The organism is Bacteroides sp. CACC 737, from assembly GCF_013874375.1.
Lineage (GTDB): Bacteria > Bacteroidota > Bacteroidia > Bacteroidales > Bacteroidaceae > Bacteroides > Bacteroides uniformis.
In genome coordinates, this window is sequence record NZ_CP059408.1 from 708,224 (window position 1) to 728,700 (window position 20,477).

11 protein-coding genes and 1 tRNA gene are annotated in these 20,477 nt (G+C 43.2%); 8 read left to right on the plus strand and 4 right to left on the minus strand.

The window, feature by feature from the left end; translation table 11 throughout:
• Positions 1–24 precede the first annotated feature (24 nt).
• The gene (locus H1A11_RS03105) at positions 25–570 is read right to left on the minus strand and encodes a DUF4199 domain-containing protein (protein ID WP_181757704.1); all 546 of its coding nucleotides are present in this window, start codon (positions 568–570) and stop codon (positions 25–27) included.
• A gap of 145 nt (positions 571–715) precedes the next feature.
• A tRNA-Thr gene (locus tag H1A11_RS03110) sits at positions 716–789 on the minus strand.
• A 538-nt stretch (positions 790–1,327) separates the two neighbouring features.
• On the opposite strand from H1A11_RS03110, the gene H1A11_RS03115 reads away from it, so the two are divergent.
• The 7 genes from H1A11_RS03115 (at position 1,328) to bglX (ending at position 15,861) form a co-directional block, all read left to right on the plus strand.
• Entirely contained in the window at positions 1,328–4,219 is a 2,892-nt protein-coding gene (locus H1A11_RS03115) for a triple tyrosine motif-containing protein (protein WP_181757705.1), read from the plus strand.
• Between the two features lie 291 nt (positions 4,220–4,510).
• On the plus strand, positions 4,511–7,714 hold the full coding sequence (locus H1A11_RS03120) for a TonB-dependent receptor (protein WP_117600725.1): 3,204 nt from the start codon (positions 4,511–4,513) through the stop codon (positions 7,712–7,714).
• Between the two features lie 20 nt (positions 7,715–7,734).
• Positions 7,735–9,324, plus strand: a complete 1,590-nt coding sequence (locus H1A11_RS03125) for a RagB/SusD family nutrient uptake outer membrane protein (RefSeq protein ID WP_181757706.1) — start codon at positions 7,735–7,737, stop codon at positions 9,322–9,324.
• A gap of 31 nt (positions 9,325–9,355) precedes the next feature.
• A complete protein-coding gene (locus tag H1A11_RS03130) occupies positions 9,356–10,729 on the plus strand; it encodes a hypothetical protein (protein ID WP_181757707.1) in 1,374 nt (457 codons plus the stop codon).
• A gap of 137 nt (positions 10,730–10,866) precedes the next feature.
• A complete protein-coding gene (locus H1A11_RS03135; RefSeq protein WP_117600728.1) occupies positions 10,867–12,228 on the plus strand; it encodes a family 16 glycosylhydrolase in 1,362 nt (453 codons plus the stop codon).
• 88 nt (positions 12,229–12,316) lie between these two features.
• Positions 12,317–13,606, plus strand: a complete 1,290-nt coding sequence (locus H1A11_RS03140) for a glycoside hydrolase family 2 TIM barrel-domain containing protein (protein ID WP_117965511.1) — start codon at positions 12,317–12,319, stop codon at positions 13,604–13,606.
• Between the two features lie 2 nt (positions 13,607–13,608).
• Positions 13,609–15,861, plus strand: coding sequence for a beta-glucosidase BglX (bglX, locus tag H1A11_RS03145; RefSeq protein WP_117600730.1), 2,253 nt, complete (start codon positions 13,609–13,611; stop codon positions 15,859–15,861).
• A 119-nt stretch (positions 15,862–15,980) separates the two neighbouring features.
• Here bglX and eno read toward each other — a convergent pair whose 3' ends face one another.
• Complete coding sequence (gene eno / locus H1A11_RS03150; RefSeq protein WP_117600731.1) at positions 15,981–17,270, minus strand: phosphopyruvate hydratase; 1,290 nt, start codon at positions 17,268–17,270, stop codon at positions 15,981–15,983.
• 288 nt (positions 17,271–17,558) lie between these two features.
• Complete coding sequence (gene crcB, locus H1A11_RS03155; RefSeq protein ID WP_117600732.1) at positions 17,559–17,936, minus strand: fluoride efflux transporter CrcB; 378 nt, start codon at positions 17,934–17,936, stop codon at positions 17,559–17,561.
• A gap of 340 nt (positions 17,937–18,276) precedes the next feature.
• Here crcB and H1A11_RS03160 point away from each other — a divergent pair, with 340 nt between their 5' ends.
• Complete coding sequence (locus H1A11_RS03160) at positions 18,277–20,439, plus strand: glycoside hydrolase family 97 protein (RefSeq protein ID WP_181757708.1); 2,163 nt, start codon at positions 18,277–18,279, stop codon at positions 20,437–20,439.
• Positions 20,440–20,477 lie beyond the last annotated feature (38 nt).

A 20,477-nucleotide genomic window follows, 5' to 3' on the forward strand; every position in this document is an offset into this window, starting at 1 on the left:
ATAACATTTCTTTTTGCTGTTCCGTCACTTTGCCGGAGCGTCGTCTTTCTTGCGTCTCATCACGAACAAGGCGGTGGGGAAAGCCAGTATCGAACCCCAAAACACATTGGACGATATCATCTGTAGCGTAATGTCGATAGGGCTGAGCAGTCGGGCTGTTTCCAGAGCTTCCTGATAGGTGGCGATGTACGAATCCATTCCCGGCATGTTGCTTTGGGCAAGCGTGTCTACCATCGTTTCGCACGTGTTTATCACATATCCGTGGTCTATGAATCTGAAGTAGATGTAGTGTGCCACGGCGGCAAGCAGCGCGGCAAACATATACATGAAAACGGTGAATACCCATGCATGCAGGAAGCTGATGCCGCCTCCGCATACCTGATTACGATACATCCGTGCATAATAATATCCCATAAAAGGTACGCATAGCGTGAGTCCCATGAAAAGGAAAAGTAAAAAAGGAACCGACAGCCCCACAGGAAAGAGTATGAACTTCAATATCCAAAAACCTCCCATATAGGTACCGAACAGCATTGCGTATCGTTGCATGTAACCTCTATTTTCTGCCATCTTTCTTAGAAATAATATGCAAAGGTACAAATATAGTTGGATTCAAGGGCAAGCCGATGTGTAGATTTTAAATAAATTAGAGGATTCTTTGCGGGGCAAAAAGAAAAAAGCAGGTAACACTTTCGTATCATCTGCTTTTCTTTCGAGCCTCTTGTCGGATTCGAACCAACGACCCCGAGATTACAAATCACGTGCTCTGGCCAACTGAGCTAAAGAGGCGGGTGGGTAAGCTTGCTATATCGCGCCGCTACAACCAACTACCTTTGCTGCGATCAAGCCCTGGAGGATTCGAAGGGAGCTGGCCGTATAGGACTTACCCGTTTTCGTTTTGCGGTTGCAAAGGTAGGCATTATTTTGAAATCTGCAATAGCTTGCGGCGATTTTTTTATTTGTTTTTTTAGATTCTCTATTCTATCCCTCTTCACGGCCTCCTTATACAGACACTTTGGAGGGGAGGTACGGATTCTTTCCGGCATTACGATGGACAAATATTCCTTTTACTAAAAAGTATTCGTCCGACATATGTAACCTTATCGTCCGACAGTTGTTGAATTATCGTCCGACAGCTGTCGGACGATAATTCAACAACTGTCGGACGAATACTTCTTAGTATACCGGAATCTAAAGTATAGTGATGCAAAAGATTGCCATTCGAGAAGAAAATAATAGTCGGGGACGAAAAAACTGATAGGCTATTGTGCGCTACCTTGAAAATAAGCATTATTTTTGTACAACTAACTATATAGTCATTATACGCATGAACAAACACATATTGTCATTTTACCTTTTTTTCTGCCTTTTTCTTTTTCTCCCTTTGGTCGAAGCAATTGCCGGCTGGAATAGCTTTATCGTCAATTTTGATAAAAGTGTTTATGGCAAGGGGACCCAGACTTGGCAGATAGCACCCTATGATGACAAGTGGGTATATTTCGCCAACAAGAACGGTATGGTGCAATTTGATGGTAATGTCTGGAATGTGTTTCCATTGAACAATGCTTCCGATGTGCGTTCCGTTCTGGCTTCTGCTACCCAAAAAAGAATTTATGTGGGGGGCATCAATGAGTTCGGCTATTATGAACCGGATGCGGACGGTTCTTTGGCCTATCATTGCATGTCCGATACTTTGGAGAGTTCCGTTCGTTTTCTTGGAAACGTGTGGGGCATCCATGAGACTGACAATATCTTGTATTTCCAAGGGGACGGGTGCGTGGTGAAGTACCTGAACGGAAAATATACCGCCATTGAAATGAATGCCAAGATAGACTGTTCCAATATGGTCAATGGTATTCTTTACATCGGTACGGACAGAGGCGTATGGCTTTTGGTTGGAAACACTTTTTTCCCTCTTCAGGGTGCCGATGCGTTAGCTTCCAAGCGTATTCGTGGCATTATACCTTATAAGAAAGGTGTTCTGGTGGTGACTGCATACAACGGACTTTACTATTGTGACGGGCGTACGATGGAACCGTTTATCACCGGTGCCGAAGAGTTTATGCGTGAGAATGAAGTCTTTTGCGTGGCCAAAAAGGATGATAAGATTGCCTTGGGAACCATTCATAAAGGATTGGTACTGGTGGATTGCAGCACCATGCAACTAAAATATTTCAATGAGAACAACGGCTTGCGTAACAATACGGTGCTTTCTGTCTCCTTCGATACGACCGGAAACCTCTGGGCCGGTCTGGATAGCGGCATTGACTACGTCTGTCTGAGTTCTCCTTTTACGAATCTCTATTCCTATCCCTATTCCTACGGCACGGGATATACGGCGGCTGTAGAAGGCGGCTATCTTTATTTAGGTACCAATCGGGGTTTGTATTACACCTCTTATCCGGTACAGATGAACGGTGATTTGCCGGATATCCGTCCGATGCCCCAATCCAGCGGACAGGTCTGGAACCTTTGCCGTATAGGTGATGAACTCTTCTGTCTGCACGACCGTGGTATTTTCCTTATCAATGGCACTTCCGTAAAACGCGTGACGGATATTGCCGGCGCCTGGTGTTGCCAACTTGTGGCAGGACGTACGGACCTTATGTATGTCGGGGTATATAACGGTATTTATTTGGTTGGGAAAAAGAATGGAGAATGGCAGGTGGTTGGCAAGATTGAGGGTATGAACGATTCTTGCCGTCTTTTTGAGCAGGAAAGCGATAAGGTGATTTGGGTGTACAATACAGATCATGTTACCCGTGTGGATTTGGATAATGATTTGACAAAAGCTGTTCGTATAAAGGAATATAGCGCGAAGGATGGTTTTCCGGTAGGACGTGATATGTATATAGCGAAGATAGAAGACCGGGTGTATTTTGCCACTCCCCGGGGAATCTATAAGCATAATCCTCATAAAGATGTCATGGAGCCTTGTCCGGATATGAACAACCTTTTGAATGGCACCGCGGCCTATTCGCGTATCTTGGAGTATCACGATAAGTTGATTAGTTTGAGCTCTCACGAAATCTGTATTGCCAATCTGGGTACCTATAAGCGGGGGGCGAATACAAGCATTAATCCCATCCAGCAATCGCTGATTGAACTGGTACCCGGTTTTGAAACGATTATTCCTCTTTCAGATTCGCTGATGGTGGTTCCTAATGAAGGAGGTTTCGCTTTATTCAGCATCCCGGCCGTAAGAGAGCGTCAAGATCGTAGCCACTCCTTATATATAAGGAACATGTATCTGTCTTATCCCAAGGATTCATTGGTATATACCGCAAACTTTTTAGGAGAGAAGCCGGTTCCGGTGATAGCTTATTCCATGAATTCCGTTCGTTTTGACTATGCCCTTTCTTTTTTTTCGGTAGGGGATGATATCCATTTTCAATATCGTTTGAATAAGGGAGGCTGGTCCGATTTCACAACGGTACGCACCAAGGAGTATAGCAGCTTGTCGGAAGGGGAATATACGTTTGAAGTCAAGGCGGTCTTTCCTGACGGTACGACATCATCGGATACAATCGCCTTCCGTATACTTCCACCGTGGTATCGCAGTGCTGCTGCATACGTTTGTTATATCATCTTGGCTTTGCTTGCCTTATGGTATGTCTATCGCTGGGATGATGTCCGTGTGAAGCGGAAGAAACAGCAGGCGGTGGTCGAGAAGGACAAAGAGTTGCACGATATGGAAAGGGAGTACGAAGAGGAGAAAGCTCGTCAGGAAAAGCAGATTATGCAGCTGGAGAAAGAAAAATTGGAATACGATTTGCAACATAAGAGCCAGGAAATGGCCAATCTGATGATAAACTTTGTCCGTAAGAATGAAATGCTGACTGAAATCAAGTCGGAGATACTTAAAGTATCCGCCTTGCTGAAGGGTGAGGGGGCTCGTGAAGGGAAACAGCAACTTATACTTATCAATAATAAAATAGACGGTAATATACAGAGTGATGAGGTCTTGAAGCGTATTGAAGACCAGTTTGACTTGATACATAACAATTTTATGAAACGTCTTCATGCCAAGCATCCGGAACTTTCCCACAACGAACGCATGATGTGCGCTTATCTAAAGATGAATCTTTCCACGAAAGAAATAGCTCCTCTGTTGAATATTTCGGTTCGTGGAGTTGAAACAATCCGTTATCGTCTTCGTAAGAAGTTCGCTTTAGAGAGAGAGGATAGTTTGACGGATTATTTAAGCAATAAACTGTAGCCTTTAGATATTAACTTCCTTTAAAAGAAGGAAGTGCATGGAAGGGAGGAATGTTAAATTTCTCCCTTTTGTGTTCTATAACATGTTGTGACGTAATACTTGAAAGTATATATTAACTATTGATTATTAATAAGTTATTTATTAATGACGTATTGATAACGTATTTGAATTTTGTATTTGACGTATTTAAGAATGATTGTTTCTTGTTTGTTTTATTGCCTTTTACTCTATGTTTGCACTGTTCGATTGAGGACAAAACCGAGAAACGTTAATCTTAATTTAGTAAAACTTATGAAAAAGTTATTATCAGTTTTATTTCTGTTAAGCTTTACCTTGGCTTCTGTATATGCCCAAAATATACAGGTAAAAGGTACAGTGGTAAGCGGTTCGGATAATGAACCGTTGCCTGGAGTAAATGTGGTAGTTAAAGGTACTACCAATGGTGGAATTACTGATTTGGACGGTAATTTTACATTGTCGGTTCCTGCCGACGCAACACTTTCTATTACTTATATTGGTTTTAAGTCACAAGAAGTTGCGATAAATGGAAAAACTTCCTTGAAAATAGTTCTTCAGGAAGATTCAGAAACGCTGGACGAAGTAGTAGTGGTGGGATATGGTGTTCAGAAAAAAAGTGTGGTAACAGCATCTATTGCCAAAGTTAGTAGTGAGGATTTGGAAAACAAATCTCCGGTGCGTATGGATAATGCATTGAAAGGTTTGGCTGCAGGTGTGGATGTAACTTCTGCTTCTGGTCAGCCGGGTGATTCTCCTCGTGTACGTGTACGTGGTATTGGTACTATTAACAATAGTGATCCCCTTTACATTGTAGACGGTATGCCTATTGGTGGTGGTCTTGATTTTGTAAATCCTAATGATATCGAGTCTATCGAAGTCTTGAAAGATGCTGCTTCTGGTGCTATTTATGGTGCACGTGCTGCTAATGGCGTTATTCTAGTAACTACCAAGAAAGGTAAGATGGGTAAGGCACAGATTAATTACAATTTTTCTTATGGTTGGCAGAGCGCATGGAAGAAACGTGATGTAACTAGTGCGACAGACTATGCTATCCTTCAGAATGAAGCCAATGTGAATGGTGGTCAGGCTCCAATTTATGCAGATCCTTATAATTTGATTGATGCTAATGGAAATTCTATCAAAGGGTTTGGCACTGATTGGCAAGATCTTGTTTTCTATGACAATGCTCCGGTAGTGAATCATGATGTGACAGTTAGTGGTGCATCAGAAAAAGTAAATTATTATTTATCTTTGGGGTATTATTCACAAGATGGTATTGTTGGTGGTAATCACGGACATTCTAATTATGACCGTTTGACTGTTCGTTCCAATACTCAATATAATCTAATTGATGCATCTAAAGAACGCGGTTTCCTTAATAAATTGGATTTAGGTGTAAATTTGGCTTATATGCGTACGCATTCAACAGGTGTTGGCACTAACTCTGAATTCGGTTCAATTTTGGGTTCGGCTCTTTATCTGTCTCCTATTTTGACCCCTACATTGACTGGTGATGCAGCTGAAAAGATGATTGAAACTTATAAAGATTTTGATTTGCCTCGTGATGCAAATGGTGATCCTTATACAGTACCTGGCTACGGAGGAGCTTATCAAGAAATGAATAATCCGCTGGCTATGATGACGTTGACTCCTACAAAGAATTGGTCACATAAGTTTGTTCCAAAGTTTTCTATTGATCTCCAATTGTGGGATAATTTGAAGTATCACTTCAATTATAGTGCTGATATGGGATTTTGGGGTAATGAAGGGGCTACCAAGAGTAAGTATTATCTCTCTGCTAATAATAAGGCAACACATACTAGTGCATCTTCATTCAAGGCACAGAATGTGACATGGCAGATTGAAAATACATTGACTTATGATAAAACTATTGGCAAACATACATTTGGTGTTGTATTGGGACAGTCTGCCCTTAAATATAAAGGAGACCAACTTGGTGGTAACCGCTGGAATCTGGTGAATCCTAATAAACCTTCTATTGATTATGCTACAGGGAATGTTGAATATACAAAGGATGAAAATGGTAATATTACTGGTGCTACAGTTCAGTATGGCGTTTATGGAGGTCCTTATACAGAACATAGAATGTCATCTATGTTTGCTCGTTTGAGTTATAACTATAATGAACGCTATATGATTCAGGCTACAATCCGTCGTGATGGTTCAAGTCGTTTTGGTATTAATAATAAATATGGTACATTCCCTTCAGTATCTGTGGGATGGAATGTGACAAATGAAGAATTTATGGCTGATACGCGAGAATGGTTGTCTAACTTAAAGGTTCGTGCTAGTTGGGGTAAGAATGGTAATGATAACATAGCCGAATTTGGTTATACTTCATTGACAGCCATGGGTAATAATGTTCTTTTGGGTAAAGATGCCATCAAATGGAATGGTTCTAAAGCACAACGTTTGGCAAATCCTGATTTGAAATGGGAAGAGAGTGAGCAAACTGACTTAGGTATTGATTTGGGATTCTTTAATAATGCTTTAACGTTCAGTGCCGACTATTACATAAAGAAAACCAATGGTATGATTATTACGATGCCTATCCCGAGTTATGTAGGTGAAACTAAACCTCTTGGTAACGTAGGTGATATGGAAAATAGTGGCTTTGAGTTTGAACTTGGCTATAAATGGAATATTGCTGATGCTAAATTTGCAGTAAAGGGAAATGCTACTTATCTTAAAAATGAATTGAAGAATTTGGGTAATGATACTGGCTATATGGATTTAGATGGTATTCAAGGATTCTCTGGCGGCGGTACACGCGGCTCTAACGGACAACCTTTCCCCTATTTCTATGGTTACAAGACTGACGGTGTTTTCCAGAATATGGATGAAGTTCGTGCTTATGTCAATAAAGATGGTAAAATGATTATGCCGGATGCGGTTCCTGGTGATACACGTTTTGTGGATGTAAATGGTGATGGCAGCATCTCGGCAGATGACCGTACTAACATTGGTAATGGTACTCCGGATTGGACTTATGGTTTGAATCTCAATGCTGATTGGAAAGGCTTTGATTTTAATATTTTCTTCCAAGGTGTGGCTGGTGCTGATGTGTTTGATGGCACTTATCGTACAGATGTTGCTTCTGGTAACTATCCTTCTTGGATGTTGGGACGTTGGACTGGTGAAGGTACTTCTAATAAGTATCCTCGTCTGGCTGTCGGTAATGCAACGAACTGGATGGTATCTGATCTTTATGTTTGTGATGGTTCATATCTTCGTCTTAAGAATATTACTTTGGGATATACATTGCCTAAGACTCTTACTCGCAAACTCACTATTGAACGTCTGCGCGTATATGTACAAGCTGAAAATCTTGTGACTTGGACCAAATATTGGGGATTTGACCCTGAAATTTCTTCAGGTGCAACTTCTCTTGGTGTTGACCGTGGTATTTATCCGCAGGCTCGTACATATACAGTAGGTGTAAATGTTTCTTTCTAATTTAAAAACATAAGAATTATATGAAAACAAATAAAATATTAGCAATAGGCTTACTTGCTGCCGCTACAGTGTTGATTACCAGTTGCAGTGACAGTTTTCTTGAGGTGGAAAATCCGACAGGTGAACCATTGGAAGATTATTATACTACGGACGAGCATATTCAGGAAGCTCTGATTGCCGCCTATGACCCTCTCCATTGGCCAGATTGGGGATTGGGACAGTACAATGCCTTGAATATTGACGGTGAAATTATGGGCGATAATTTTTGGGTAGGTGGTGCAACCAAGACCGATATGCAGAATTGGCATATGTTATTTAATTATGAAGCTAATGAAAATAATACACTTGGCTCTCTTTGGACTGTGGATTATTCTGGCATCAAACGTTGTAATGACTTACTGAAATATCTTGATTGGGGTACTGATGTTACTGAGGCCAATCGTAAACTCTATGAGATGCAAGCCCGTTTACTACGTGTTTTCTATTATAATATGTTGTGGCATTATTTTGGTAATGTACCTTTCTATTTGGAGAATCTTTCCGAACCTCCTTATACGGCTCCGCAATATACTGCCGATCAGGTTTATGCTGAGTTGATTGTGGAACTTGAAGCTGTAATTGACTCTAAGGTGCTACCTTTGAAATATTATAAAACAATCAAAGATGGTAAAGAAGTTGATGACGAAGGTCAGTTGGGACGTGTCACTCAAGCTATGGCTTATATGATATATGCTGAAATGGTAATGTATCAGAATGATGAAAGTCGTTTTTCAAAAGCTTTAGGTTATATGAAGGAGCTTATTGATAGTCCTAGCTTTAGATTGAATCCTAGTTTTGCCAACATCTGGGAAACGGAAGGTGAATGGTGTGACGAATCTATCTGGGAAATTAATTATGAGCAAACTAATAACGAACGTGGCTGGGGAAGTCCGTTAGCTGTTGGTGGCACAGTGCTTCCTACTTTGATTTCTCCTAACTCTTTCCCTGGTGATGATGGTTGGTCAAAGGGTAATGATGGTTGGGGATTTATGCCCATGCGTCTTGAAACTTATCAAATGTTTAGTGAACAAGACAAACGTCGTGATGCAACTTGCTGGGTGATTGCCGAAGATGTAGAATATACGAAACGTTATCAAGATACTCATATTTGGTTGCAAAAATATCGTCCGTATGATAAGAACTTCAAGCAGTCTTCCGGTGACCAGAATTTGAACTATAATAACAACTATCGTTATTATCGTTATGCTGAAACATTGCTCAATGCTGCAGAACTTTCTCTTCGTACAGGTGGAAGTAGTACTGGGGAGGCTAAGACATGGTTGAACGAAGTTCGTACCCGTGCCGGTTTGGCTGAACTTGCGAGTGTCACAGTTGACGATGTCCTCACAGAGCGTCATTTGGAATTTGTTGGCGAAGGTAAACGCTATTTTGATTTGGTACGTGCTGAAGGAATTAGTGGAGCATCATCTAAAAACAAGGCTACTACTGCACTTGTCCCAGATGAATATGGCTACCGTACCAATTCTTGGACTGCCAAGAAGAAATACATTCCTATTGCACAAAGTGAGTTGGATTCTGACCCTGCTTTGGTTCAGAATGCTTATAAATAGTTTACCATAACTCCATTAACAAATAATTGATATGAAAAATATATTTAAATATATAGCAGGCGTGTTGGTTGCTGGTTTTGCAATGACTTCATGTTCGCCTGAAGATTTTACGGGAGCCAATGGCAATATCCCACAAGCATCGGATTATACTGATAACTTTAAAGTTACTGTAGATCAGACAACCAATTATGCAAACTTTGAATTTACTTCTGCTCCTGGAGTGTCTCCGATTTGGATAATTGACGGCGCTTATCAAGCCTCATATGGCTTTTCTAAATATTATCGTAAAAAAGGTTCATATACAGTAGAATGTAAAGTAAAGAACGCAAATGGCATCAGTGATGGTTCGATAACTAAAACCTTTGAAATAGAGAAGACTATTATGAACGGTTTTGGTGGTTTTGTGGAAGATAGTGAATTTAACATGTTTAAGGGAGTAACTTTCAATGTGGCATCTTTCTACTATGCTCCAGGATGGGGGCAGATTGCAGATCCAAAATATACTTATCAGAATGGTGCATTTGTTGTTTCCTTACCGGAAGCTACTACCGATCAGTGGCAAGCTCAGATGCATGTGGAATTGGATAAGGCAATTGCTTTGTCTGTGGATAAAACCTATGATTTTTCAGTGATAATTACTTCTACTACCAAACATCCGGGCGTGACGGTTAAAGTACAGCAGAAGGGGGATGACAATACGTTTATCAATATGCAGCGTGTGGCTTTAGATGCTAATGAGCCCAAATGTATATGGTTCAGTAACGTACCCGGTGTGAATATTACCGACTTGAAGTTTGCACTTGATTTTGGTGGTAATGAAGCTAATACGGATATTACTTTGGAAAGCTTTGTCTTGAAAGACCATGCTAATGATGACGGTACGGAAATTCCTGAAGTACAAGAGCCTGAACCTTCTTGGGTAAAGGTGGATAGTGAAGACAATCTTTGGAACGGGGCAACCTTTACCAATACTTTCTTCTATGTAAACCCGGATTGGAGTGCTAGACCTAATCCTGATTTGGTGGTGGATGGAAATGCTTATACACTCACTTTCCCTGATGCTACTGAAGCACAATGGCAGAACCAGTTCTCGTTTGTTACAGATTTGTCAGCCGATACAGAAACTGCCTATGATTTCTGTGTCACTCTAAATCCTAGTACTGATTTGAAGGGAGTGACAGTAAAACTGGTTCAGACTGATGAACCTGATGTCAAACATGATGACAATTTCTTCTTTGCAGAACAGACGGATTTGTTGGGTAATGAAGATAATAAATTTTGGGTTGCAAATAAAAAGGCGCCTAAAGATATGCATGCTATATCTTTAGTCTTGGATTTTGGTGGAAATCCTGTTGACACAAAAGTGACTATTAAGGATATTATTTTCCAGACTCATAGAGATTGAAGACTAGTATTGGATAGGATATTGGTCTACTAAAAAACAGTGAATTATAAAAGGGGGGGAAGGATGTGTGTTATCTTGGCAATTGCTGGAATTTCATCCTTTCCCTTTTTCTCTACTTATGTTATAAAGAAATATATATGAAATACTATTGTCTATTATCTATTCTTTTGTTTTCGTTGATTGCTTGTGGCAGTAACGATGACAAGGAACCGCAATCCGAGGATGTTACCATTAAATGTTCTCCTGAAAAGATAGAGGCTGTTGCACAAGCTAGCCAATATGTGGTGAATGTGGTTTGTTCCGGTAAAGAGTGGACAGCTTTTGCCTCTGATGATTGCAGTTCATGGGTCAAAGTAAATGTAATAGGTTCTTCTTCTAGCCAAGGCACAGCGACAGTTATAGTCAGTGCTCATACGGGTACTACTTCTCGTACTGGTACAGTGGTGGTTAAATCTGGTGCTACTCGTGTATCTATTCCTCTTACGCAAGCGGCTCCTTTATCAGTGTCACAGACTGAGTTGTATTCTAATTCTGTAGGAGAAAATTTTGTCTTATCTGTTATTGCTTCTGGCGAATGGAATGTGAAATCCAATGATAGTTGGATTAGCGCAGAAAAAAACGGTGAGGAGATTGTTGTGACCACTTTAGCTAATGATGCAAAGATTTCCCGTACGGGTACAGTTGAGGTTGTGGCTGGTGCAGAGAAAGTAACGGTAACAGTTATTCAAGAATCGGCTGAAGATCTGGATATCAATATTCCTGAGGGGTATCGGTTAGTTTGGCATGATGAATTTAATGAGGGTATATCTCTCGGCAATGACTGGACACACGAAGTTCAAGGAGCAGGGTGGGTAAACAATGAACTTCAGAATTACGTTAATGGTTCCGCTGACGGAAAGCGTGTGACAGAACTTGTGGACGGTAAGTTGAATATAAATTGTTTCAAAGGCTCCGATGGTAAAATTTACTCTGGTCGTGTGTATGCTAAAGTGAATACTGGTTGGAAATACGGTTACTTTGAAGCACGTATCATGTTGCCTGAAGGCAAGGGGACGTGGCCGGCTTTTTGGATGATGCCAGTTGATAATGACTGGAATACTAATCCATGGCCCATGTGTGGTGAAATAGACATTATGGAGGAAGTGGGAGTCGTGCCCAACGAAGTCTCTTCGTCTATCCATACGCAAGATTATAATCATACTATAGGTACGCAGAAAACACATGCCATGACTATAGAACAGGCAGAAGGAGAATTTCATCTCTATGCTTTAGAGTGGACAGAAGATGCCATCACTACATACGTGGATGGCAAGGTACAGTTGGCTGTTACCAAGCAACAATTGGGAGCTGGTCATAATCAATGGCCTTTCCATTATGCTTTCTATCCCATTCTGAATCTGGCTTGGGGCGGTGATTGGGGTGGAATGAACGGTGTGGATGAGTCTGCTCTTCCTGTAACGATGAAGGTGGATTATGTACGTGTATTTCAGAAGAAGTAGAACTGTTTTTTTATGAAGTTTGAAAATGAAGGTTAAATGCTTTTTTTATTTATAACATAGCATACCTTATGCTTTAGAACAATTGATAATGAAAAAAGAAAAAATATTTATTTTTATCTGTTTAGTTTTGTTGTCTGCCTGTTCTTCTTCTTCTTTAGACGGCATTGTAATAGAGAAAGCGGCAGACGGTTATAAACTTTCCATTGACGGAAGAGAAACCTATATTAAAGGCGTAGGCGGCACATATCGGTTAGACATTGCCGCCCAGAGTGGTGCCAATGCCTTCAGAACCTGGGGAGGTAATGTGGAGGAGATAAAGAAAAACCTGGCATTGGCTTCAGAGCACAACATGTACGTAATGCAGGGAATAGGCATGACCAAAGACTCCATACGCTATTACGATGATGAATATAAGAACAAGATGCGCGAAGAAGTCCGCTTGTTGGCAGAAACGTTCAAGAATGATACGAGTTTGCTGGCTTGGGGTATTGGCAATGAAATTGAGTTGGGAAATGCCAATATAGCTGCCGCATGGAATTTTGTGGAAGAACTGGCACAGCTGATTAAGTCGATAGACAAGCGTCATCTGGTTTCGACAGTGATTTCCTACAATCCGTCGGCATTGGACTCTGTGGCAAAGTATGCTCCGTCTCTCGATTATGTGGGCATCAATGTATATGGTCCGATGGGAGAGGTGCAGGCTGTTGTTGACCGGTCGGACTACAAGGGTGCATTTATGATTACCGAGTGGGGACCGACCGGTTGGTGGGAAACAGCGTCAACCGAGTGGAAGGCACCCATAGAGCAGACCAGTGAAGAAAAACGACAGGTATACGAAGAGCGTTATACGCAATATATTTCTGCCAATACCCGTTGCTTGGGCTCTTTTGTATTCTTGTGGGGACAAAAAGAAGAACGTACGCCTACTTGGTTCAGTATGTTTGTAGAAGACACGGTGGATATGCTGCCTCTGAAAGGAGAAAAGACTCCTATGGTGGAGGCTATGCAAAGAGTGTGGACCGGCAAGGAATTGGATGAAACGGCTCCGATAGTTCGGGGCATGACTATCAATGGTAAAAGTGCCATTGATAATGTCCGTATCAAAGCAGGTACTTTATTTAAAGCGGAGGTTTCCGTCACAGATAAGGAGAATGATTCTTTGACTTATGTGTGGGAAGTACTGAAAGAGGCTACAGTCTTGGGTTTTGGAGGTTCTTATGAACCACGTCCGGAAAGAATGGGTGACGTGGCCGTGTCAGACAAGAATGTGTATGAGACTATGATTAAAGTTCCCGGGGAATATCGTTTGTACGTATATATACTTGATAATACGGGTTTTGTCTCTACAGCAAATGTTCCATTTCAAGTAATAGATTAAAGATGAAAACAATGAAAATGCTCTCTGCTTGTTTATTGCTGCTTCCTTTTATATCTTGTACTCAAGTGCAGGATACAAAAAATGACGCAGTCATCGAGCAGAAAATAGAAGCGCTGTTGTCCCGTATGACATTGGAAGAAAAAATTGGGCAGATGAACCAGATTTCTTCTTATGGTAACATAGAGGATATGAGCGGATTGATAAAGAAAGGTGAAGTCGGGTCTATCCTGAATGAAGTAGATCCGGTGCGTGTCAATGCCTTGCAGCGTGTGGCAATGGAGGAGTCCCGCTTGGGCATCCCCTTGCTGATGGCGCGTGATGTGATCCATGGTTTCAAGACCATATTTCCTATTCCCTTGGGACAAGCGGCATCTTTCAACCCGCAGGTGGCTAAGGATGGTGCACGGGTAGCGGCTGTGGAGGCTTCTGCCGTGGGTATCCGCTGGACATTTGCACCGATGATAGATGTGGCTCGCGATCCCCGTTGGGGGCGTATGGCCGAAGGATGTGGCGAAGATACTTATTTGACTTCAGTGATGGGTGTTGCTATGGTCGAAGGTTTCCAGGGAGATTCGCTGAACAGTCCGACTTCCATAGCCGCATGTCCTAAACATTTTGTAGGTTATGGTGCTGCCGAGGGCGGGCGTGATTATAATTCCACTTTCATTCCGGAGCGTCGTTTGAGGGATGTATACCTTCCTCCTTTTGAAGCTGTAGCCAAGGCAGGAGCAGCTACTTTCATGACTTCGTTCAATGACAATGATGGAGCACCGTCTACCGGAAACACTTTTATTTTGAAAGATGTGCTTCGTGGTGAATGGGGATTTGATGGAATAGTAGTGTCAGACTGGGCTTCGGTAGCCGAAATGATGGCACATGGCTTTGCTGCCGATTTTAAAGAGGCAGCAATGAAGGCGGTGAATGCCGGTGTGGATATGGAGATGGTCAGCTATACGTTTGTCAAGGAACTGCCGGAGTTGATAAAAGAAGGAAAAGTCAAGGAATCTGCTATAGATGATGCAGTGCGGAATATTCTGCGCGTCAAGTACCGTTTAGGATTGTTTGATAACCCTTATGTAGATGAGAAACGTATAGAGGAACTTTATGCTCCTTCTCATCTGGAGGCTGCCAAGAAAGCTGCTGTGGAATCGGCCATCTTGCTGAAGAACGAAAAGGAGACATTGCCTCTGCAATCTTCGGTAAAGACGGTTGCTGTGGTAGGTCCGATGGCAAATGCACCTTATGACCAATTGGGTACCTGGATATTTGATGGTGACAAGACAAAAACCGTGACACCGTTGAAGGCTATCAAGGAACTGGTGGGGGACAAAGTGCAGGTGATATACGAGCCCGGTCTGACTTATAGCCGTGACAAGAATATGGCAGGTGTTGCCAAAGCCGCTGCTGCCGCTGCACGTGCTGATGTTATTTTGGCGTTTGTAGGCGAAGAGGCTATTCTTTCAGGAGAGGCGCATTGTCTGGCCGACTTGAACCTGCAAGGTGCGCAAAGCGAACTGATTGCCGCTTTGGCGAAAACAGGAAAACCGGTGGTTACTGTCGTAATGGCAGGGCGTCCGTTGACCATAGGAAAGGAAGTCGAACTCTCGTCTGCTGTACTTTATTCGTTCCATCCCGGAACTATGGGAGGACCGGCATTGGCCGACTTGTTGTGGGGCAAGGCTGTGCCAAGTGGCAAGACTCCGGTGACGTTCCCGAAGATGGTAGGACAAATACCGGTTTATTATGCTCATAACAGTTCCGGACGTCCGGCTACGCGGAATGAGGTTTTGCTGAATGACATTCCGTTGGAAGCGGGGCAGACTTCGTTGGGATGTACCTCTTTCTATATGGATGCTGGTTTCGATCCGCTGTATCCTTTTGGCTACGGTCTGTCGTATACGACGTTCAAATATGATAATGTGAAACTCTCGTCAGCCAATCTGAAGAAGGAAGATGTGCTGACTGTGACTTTCGACCTTGAGAATACCGGAAAGTATGAAGGTACTGAGGTAGCCCAGCTTTACGTGCAGGACAAGTTCGCTTCGGTGACCCGTCCGGTGAGGGAGCTGAAACGCTTTGCTCGCATCACATTGAAGCCGGGCGAGAAGAAAAATGTATCGTTTGAACTTCCGATAAGTGAACTTGCTTTCTGGAATATAGATATGGTGAAGACGGTGGAAGTCGGAGACTTTGCTCTTTGGGTGGCACCGGATAGCCAAAGTGGAGAAGCAGTTTTCTTTAAGGTAGTAGATTGATTGTTGATTTAAGGTTAAAAAGAGAAGGGGCGGACTGTGACGGTTCGCCCCTTCTTACATTTAATAAATGCTTTTTTCTTTATAAGCTCTGTCTTCCGGTAAAGAAAGACACCGGCAAATCACTCATCACCTATCACTTTCTTATATCCATACACCGCATTGCTTCCCAGCTCTTCTTCGATACGAAGAAGTTGGTTGTATTTTGCCATACGGTCTGAACGGCTCAGTGAACCGGTCTTGATTTGTCCACTGTTGGTAGCTACGGCTATGTCTGCGATAGTCGAATCTTCCGTTTCACCGGAACGATGGGAAGTTACGGTAGTATATCCGTGGCGGTGTGCCATTTCGATGGCGTTCAGTGTTTCGGTCAACGAACCTATCTGGTTTACTTTAATCAATATGGAGTTGGCGCAACCTTTTTCGATACCCATTGCAAGGAAGTCCACATTGGTGACGAACAAATCGTCTCCTACCAACTGGCAACGGTTACCGATACGGTCGGTCAGTTTTTTCCAGCCGTCCCAGTCGTTTTCGCTCATGCCGTCTTCGATAGAGTCGATGGGATACTTGTTGATTAACTCTTCCAGATAGTCAATCTGTTCGTCGGCTGTACGCTTCTTTCCTTTTTCGCCTTCGAATTTAGTATAATCGTAGATGCCGTCATGGTAGAACTCGGAAGAAGCGCAGTCCATGGCAATCATTACATCTTTGCCCGGTTCGTATCCGGCAGCCTTGATGGCGGCAATGATGGAGTTCAAGGCATCTTCTGTACCCTCCAGATTAGGAGCAAAACCTCCTTCATCGCCTACTGCTGTGCTGAGGCCACGGTCTTTCAGGACTTTCTTCAGTGCATGGAACACTTCGGCACCCATACGCAGACCTTCGCGGAAGGAAGTGGCACCTACGGGGCGTATCATGAATTCCTGGAAAGCAATGGGAGCGTCACTGTGCGAACCGCCGTTGATGATGTTCATCATCGGTACGGGCATCACATAGGTATTTGTACCACCGATATATCGGTAGAGTGGGATGTCGAGGTAAGCGGCGGCAGCCTTGGCCACGGCAAGAGATACGCCGAGGATGGCATTGGCACCCAGATTGGCTTTCGTTTTGGTTCCGTCCAGTGCAAGCATGGCATGGTCGATACCCATCTGGTCGAGGGCGGACATACCGATGAGCTTGGGAGCAATGATATTATTGATATTGTTCACGGCTTTCAGGACACCTTTGCCTCCGTAACGTTTTTTGTCACCGTCACGCAGTTCCAATGCTTCGTGTTCTCCCGTGGATGCTCCTGACGGGACAGATGCACGGCCTATGAAGCCGGATTCCAAGGTTACGTCTACTTCTACAGTTGGGTTACCTCTTGAATCGAGGATTTCACGTCCGATAATCTTCTCTATTTTCATATTCAGTCAATTTTAATTATAAACTATCTTACTAACAATTGAAAATAGGGAATTGTTTTTCGTTTTTAATCCTTTATTGTAATGCTGAGAAGTGCAGTCAGGTCCATGGTTTGGGAAGTATTGGCGATGGTTCCCCGTATGTCAAGTAGATTAAGGCGTATACCTCTTATGTGAGAGTCGCTTAGGTCGATACCTCTTAGGGGGCTTTTGTCCCTCTAAGGTAGGAGGAATGATGCGTACGGGAGGCATGACAAAAGGTTTACTGGGTTTCATAGGGGGTGTTTGGAGTTATATACAGCGTCCGAAGGTACCGCCGGCGAAAGCAGCAAGGACTCCTAATGTGATACTTAACAAGGTATATAAGGCAAACATTCCGTAGAATCCTTGCTTTATCAGAATCAGTCCGTCATTGCTGAAAGTGGAGAAGGTGGTGAATCCTCCGCACAGACCTGTAGTCAGCAACAGCCGTATTTCGGTAGAAAGGTTGAAACGGGCAGATAAGGTATAAAATAGCCCGATGAGGAAACTTCCGAGGATATTGACTGTGAACGTAGCCCATGGGAAAGAGTAGGGGACGATGCGCTCGTGGAGCATCATCTGTACGCAGTAGCGCAGTACGCTGCCGGTACCGCCGCCAAGGAATATAGCTATCAGTATTTTGTCCATAGGATGTATAGGTATGGTTTTTGATTGCAAAGGTAATCACTTTTTGTATGCCAGGCTATATGGTAAAGTCTGTCTTTTGTATCTATGGCACCGAAATTTGTTGTTCGCGTTCTATATCTTGCATCTTGAAATATGGGTGGGCTGGAGGCAACCCGGAAAATTCAGGAGTTCAATGGTGTTATTTCGGTTGTAGCGCTTACGGCTAATGTTTTTGTTCAAGGGAAACTGGCTTTCATGCAAACGTTTGCCGACAAATCATCATAATTTTAATTTAATTGCGTCAGAGCGTATTTCTTTCCTGCTTATATTTGCATTTGGAACATAATTTTATAAATATAGCATGAGAAACATGAAAGCAATCTGTACAAAATTAGCCTGCTTCCTGCTCGTTTTGTTGGTGAGCGGCGTAGCAATGGCAGAGAGTATTACCTCTCCCAACGGACAACTTCAATTGAATTTTTCGGTAAATGCGCAAGGCGAACCCGTTTACGAACTTTCTTACAAAGGAAAGCCGGTGATTAACCCTTCTAAATTAGGACTCGAACTGAAGAACGACCCCGGTCTGATGAATGGCTTCACGATGGCGGATGCAAAGACTTCCACTTTCGACGAGACTTGGGAACCGGTATGGGGGGAAGTAAAGCAAATCCGTAACCACTACAATGAGCTGGCTGTGACGCTCAACCAAAAGGCGCAGGATAGGAACATCATTATCCGCTTCCGTTTGTTCGACGATGGTATGGGCTTCCGCTATGAATTCCCTTTGCAGAAGAATCTGAACTATTTCGTGATTAAGGAGGAGCGTACTCAGTTTGCCATGACTGGCGACCACACAGCCTTCTGGATTCCGGGCGACTACGATACGCAGGAATATGATTACACAGAATCCAAACTTTCTGAAATTCGCGGGTTGATGAAAGGGGCCATTACGCCTAACTCTTCACAAACCCCGTTTTCGCCCACCGGTGTTCAGACTTCTTTGCAGATGAAGACTGCTGATGGCTTGTACATCAACTTGCACGAAGCTGCTTTGGTGGATTACTCTTGCATGCACTTGAACCTGGATGATAAGAATTTTGTTTTTGAATCTTGGCTTACTCCCGATGCAGTAGGCGATAAAGGTTATCTGCAAGCTCCCTGCACGTCACCGTGGCGTACGGTTATCGTAAGCGACGATGCTCGTGACATCCTTGCCTCTAAAATCACGCTGAACTTGAACGAACCTTGTGCTTACGAGGACGTTTCCTGGATTAAGCCCGTGAAATACGTAGGTGTATGGTGGGAAATGATTGCAGGTAAGAGCACCTGGGCATATACAGACGACCTTCCCTCCATCAAACTGGGTGAAGTGGACTACTCCAAAATGAAGCCCAATGGCCGTCACGGTGCCACTAACGAAAATGTAAAAAAGTACATCGACTTCGCAGCCGAGCACGGTCTGGACCAAGTATTGGTAGAAGGCTGGAATGAAGGCTGGGAAGACTGGTTTGGCAAATCCAAGGATTATGTATTCGACTTCGTAACTCCTTATCCCGATTTCGACGTGAAGATGCTGAATGAATATGCCAAGAGCAAAGGCGTGAAGTTGATGATGCATCATGAGACATCCGGTTCGGTGCGCAACTACGAACGTCACATGGACAAGGCCTATCAGTTTATGGTGGATAATGGCTACAATGCCGTGAAGAGCGGATATGTAGGTAATATGATTCCCCGTGGTGAACATCATTATGGGCAATGGCTGAACAACCACTACCTCTATGCCGTGAAGAAGGCAGCCGACTACAAAATTTGTGTAAATGCGCACGAAGCTGTACGCCCTACCGGTTTGTGCCGTACTTATCCTAACTTGATTGGCAACGAATCTGCACGAGGAACTGAATATGAGGCATTCGGCGGCAGCAAACCGTTCCATACCACATTGCTTCCATTCAACCGCTTGATTGGTGGTCCGATGGATTATACACCGGGTATCTTCGATACCAAACTTGACTTTATGGGCGATTTGCCCCACGGACAAGTGCAGACTACATTTGCCAAGCAACTCGCTCTGTATGTAACTTTATACAGCCCGTTGCAGATGGCTGCCGACTTGGTTGAGAACTACGAAAAGCACATGGATGCTTTCCAATTCATCAAGGATGTGGCAGTAGACTGGGACGACAGCAAGTACATTGAAGCAGAACCGGGTGATTACATTACCGTGGCCCGTAAGGCAAAAGGAACCGGCAACTGGTTTGTTGGAGGTATTACAGACGAGAATGCACGTACAGCCAACTTTATGCTCGACTTCCTTGAACCGGGCAAGCAATACGTAGCCACTCTCTATGCCGACGGTAAAGATGCTGATTACAAGGAGAATCCTACTTCTTATCAGATAAAGAAGGGTATCGTAACCAGCAAGACCAAAATGTCCGTGAAGGAAGCGCGTAGCGGTGGTTTTGCATTGAGCTTGATTGAAGCGACTCTGGCTGACAAGAAAGCTGTGAAGAAGTGGAGATAATTTAGGGTAGAAAGAGTTTTTATTAGGCATTAGTGAGG

What these genes read in the sequence shown, in the direction of transcription:
- H1A11_RS03105 (WP_181757704.1), bottom strand. Translation starts at nt 570, where the DNA reads ATGGCAGAAAATAGAGGTTACATGCAACGATACGCAATGCTGTTCGGT.
- H1A11_RS03140 (WP_117965511.1), top strand. Translation starts at nt 12,317, where the DNA reads ATGAAAAAAGAAAAAATATTTATTTTTATCTGTTTAGTTTTGTTGTCT.
- bglX (WP_117600730.1), top strand. Translation starts at nt 13,609, where the DNA reads ATGAAAACAATGAAAATGCTCTCTGCTTGTTTATTGCTGCTTCCTTTT.
- H1A11_RS03160 (WP_181757708.1), top strand. Translation starts at nt 18,277, where the DNA reads ATGAGAAACATGAAAGCAATCTGTACAAAATTAGCCTGCTTCCTGCTC.
- H1A11_RS03130 (WP_181757707.1), top strand. Translation starts at nt 9,356, where the DNA reads ATGAAAAATATATTTAAATATATAGCAGGCGTGTTGGTTGCTGGTTTT.
- crcB (WP_117600732.1), bottom strand. Translation starts at nt 17,936, where the DNA reads ATGGACAAAATACTGATAGCTATATTCCTTGGCGGCGGTACCGGCAGC.
- H1A11_RS03115 (WP_181757705.1), top strand. Translation starts at nt 1,328, where the DNA reads ATGAACAAACACATATTGTCATTTTACCTTTTTTTCTGCCTTTTTCTT.
- H1A11_RS03125 (WP_181757706.1), top strand. Translation starts at nt 7,735, where the DNA reads ATGAAAACAAATAAAATATTAGCAATAGGCTTACTTGCTGCCGCTACA.
- eno (WP_117600731.1), bottom strand. Translation starts at nt 17,270, where the DNA reads ATGAAAATAGAGAAGATTATCGGACGTGAAATCCTCGATTCAAGAGGT.
- H1A11_RS03120 (WP_117600725.1), top strand. Translation starts at nt 4,511, where the DNA reads ATGAAAAAGTTATTATCAGTTTTATTTCTGTTAAGCTTTACCTTGGCT.
- H1A11_RS03135 (WP_117600728.1), top strand. Translation starts at nt 10,867, where the DNA reads ATGAAATACTATTGTCTATTATCTATTCTTTTGTTTTCGTTGATTGCT.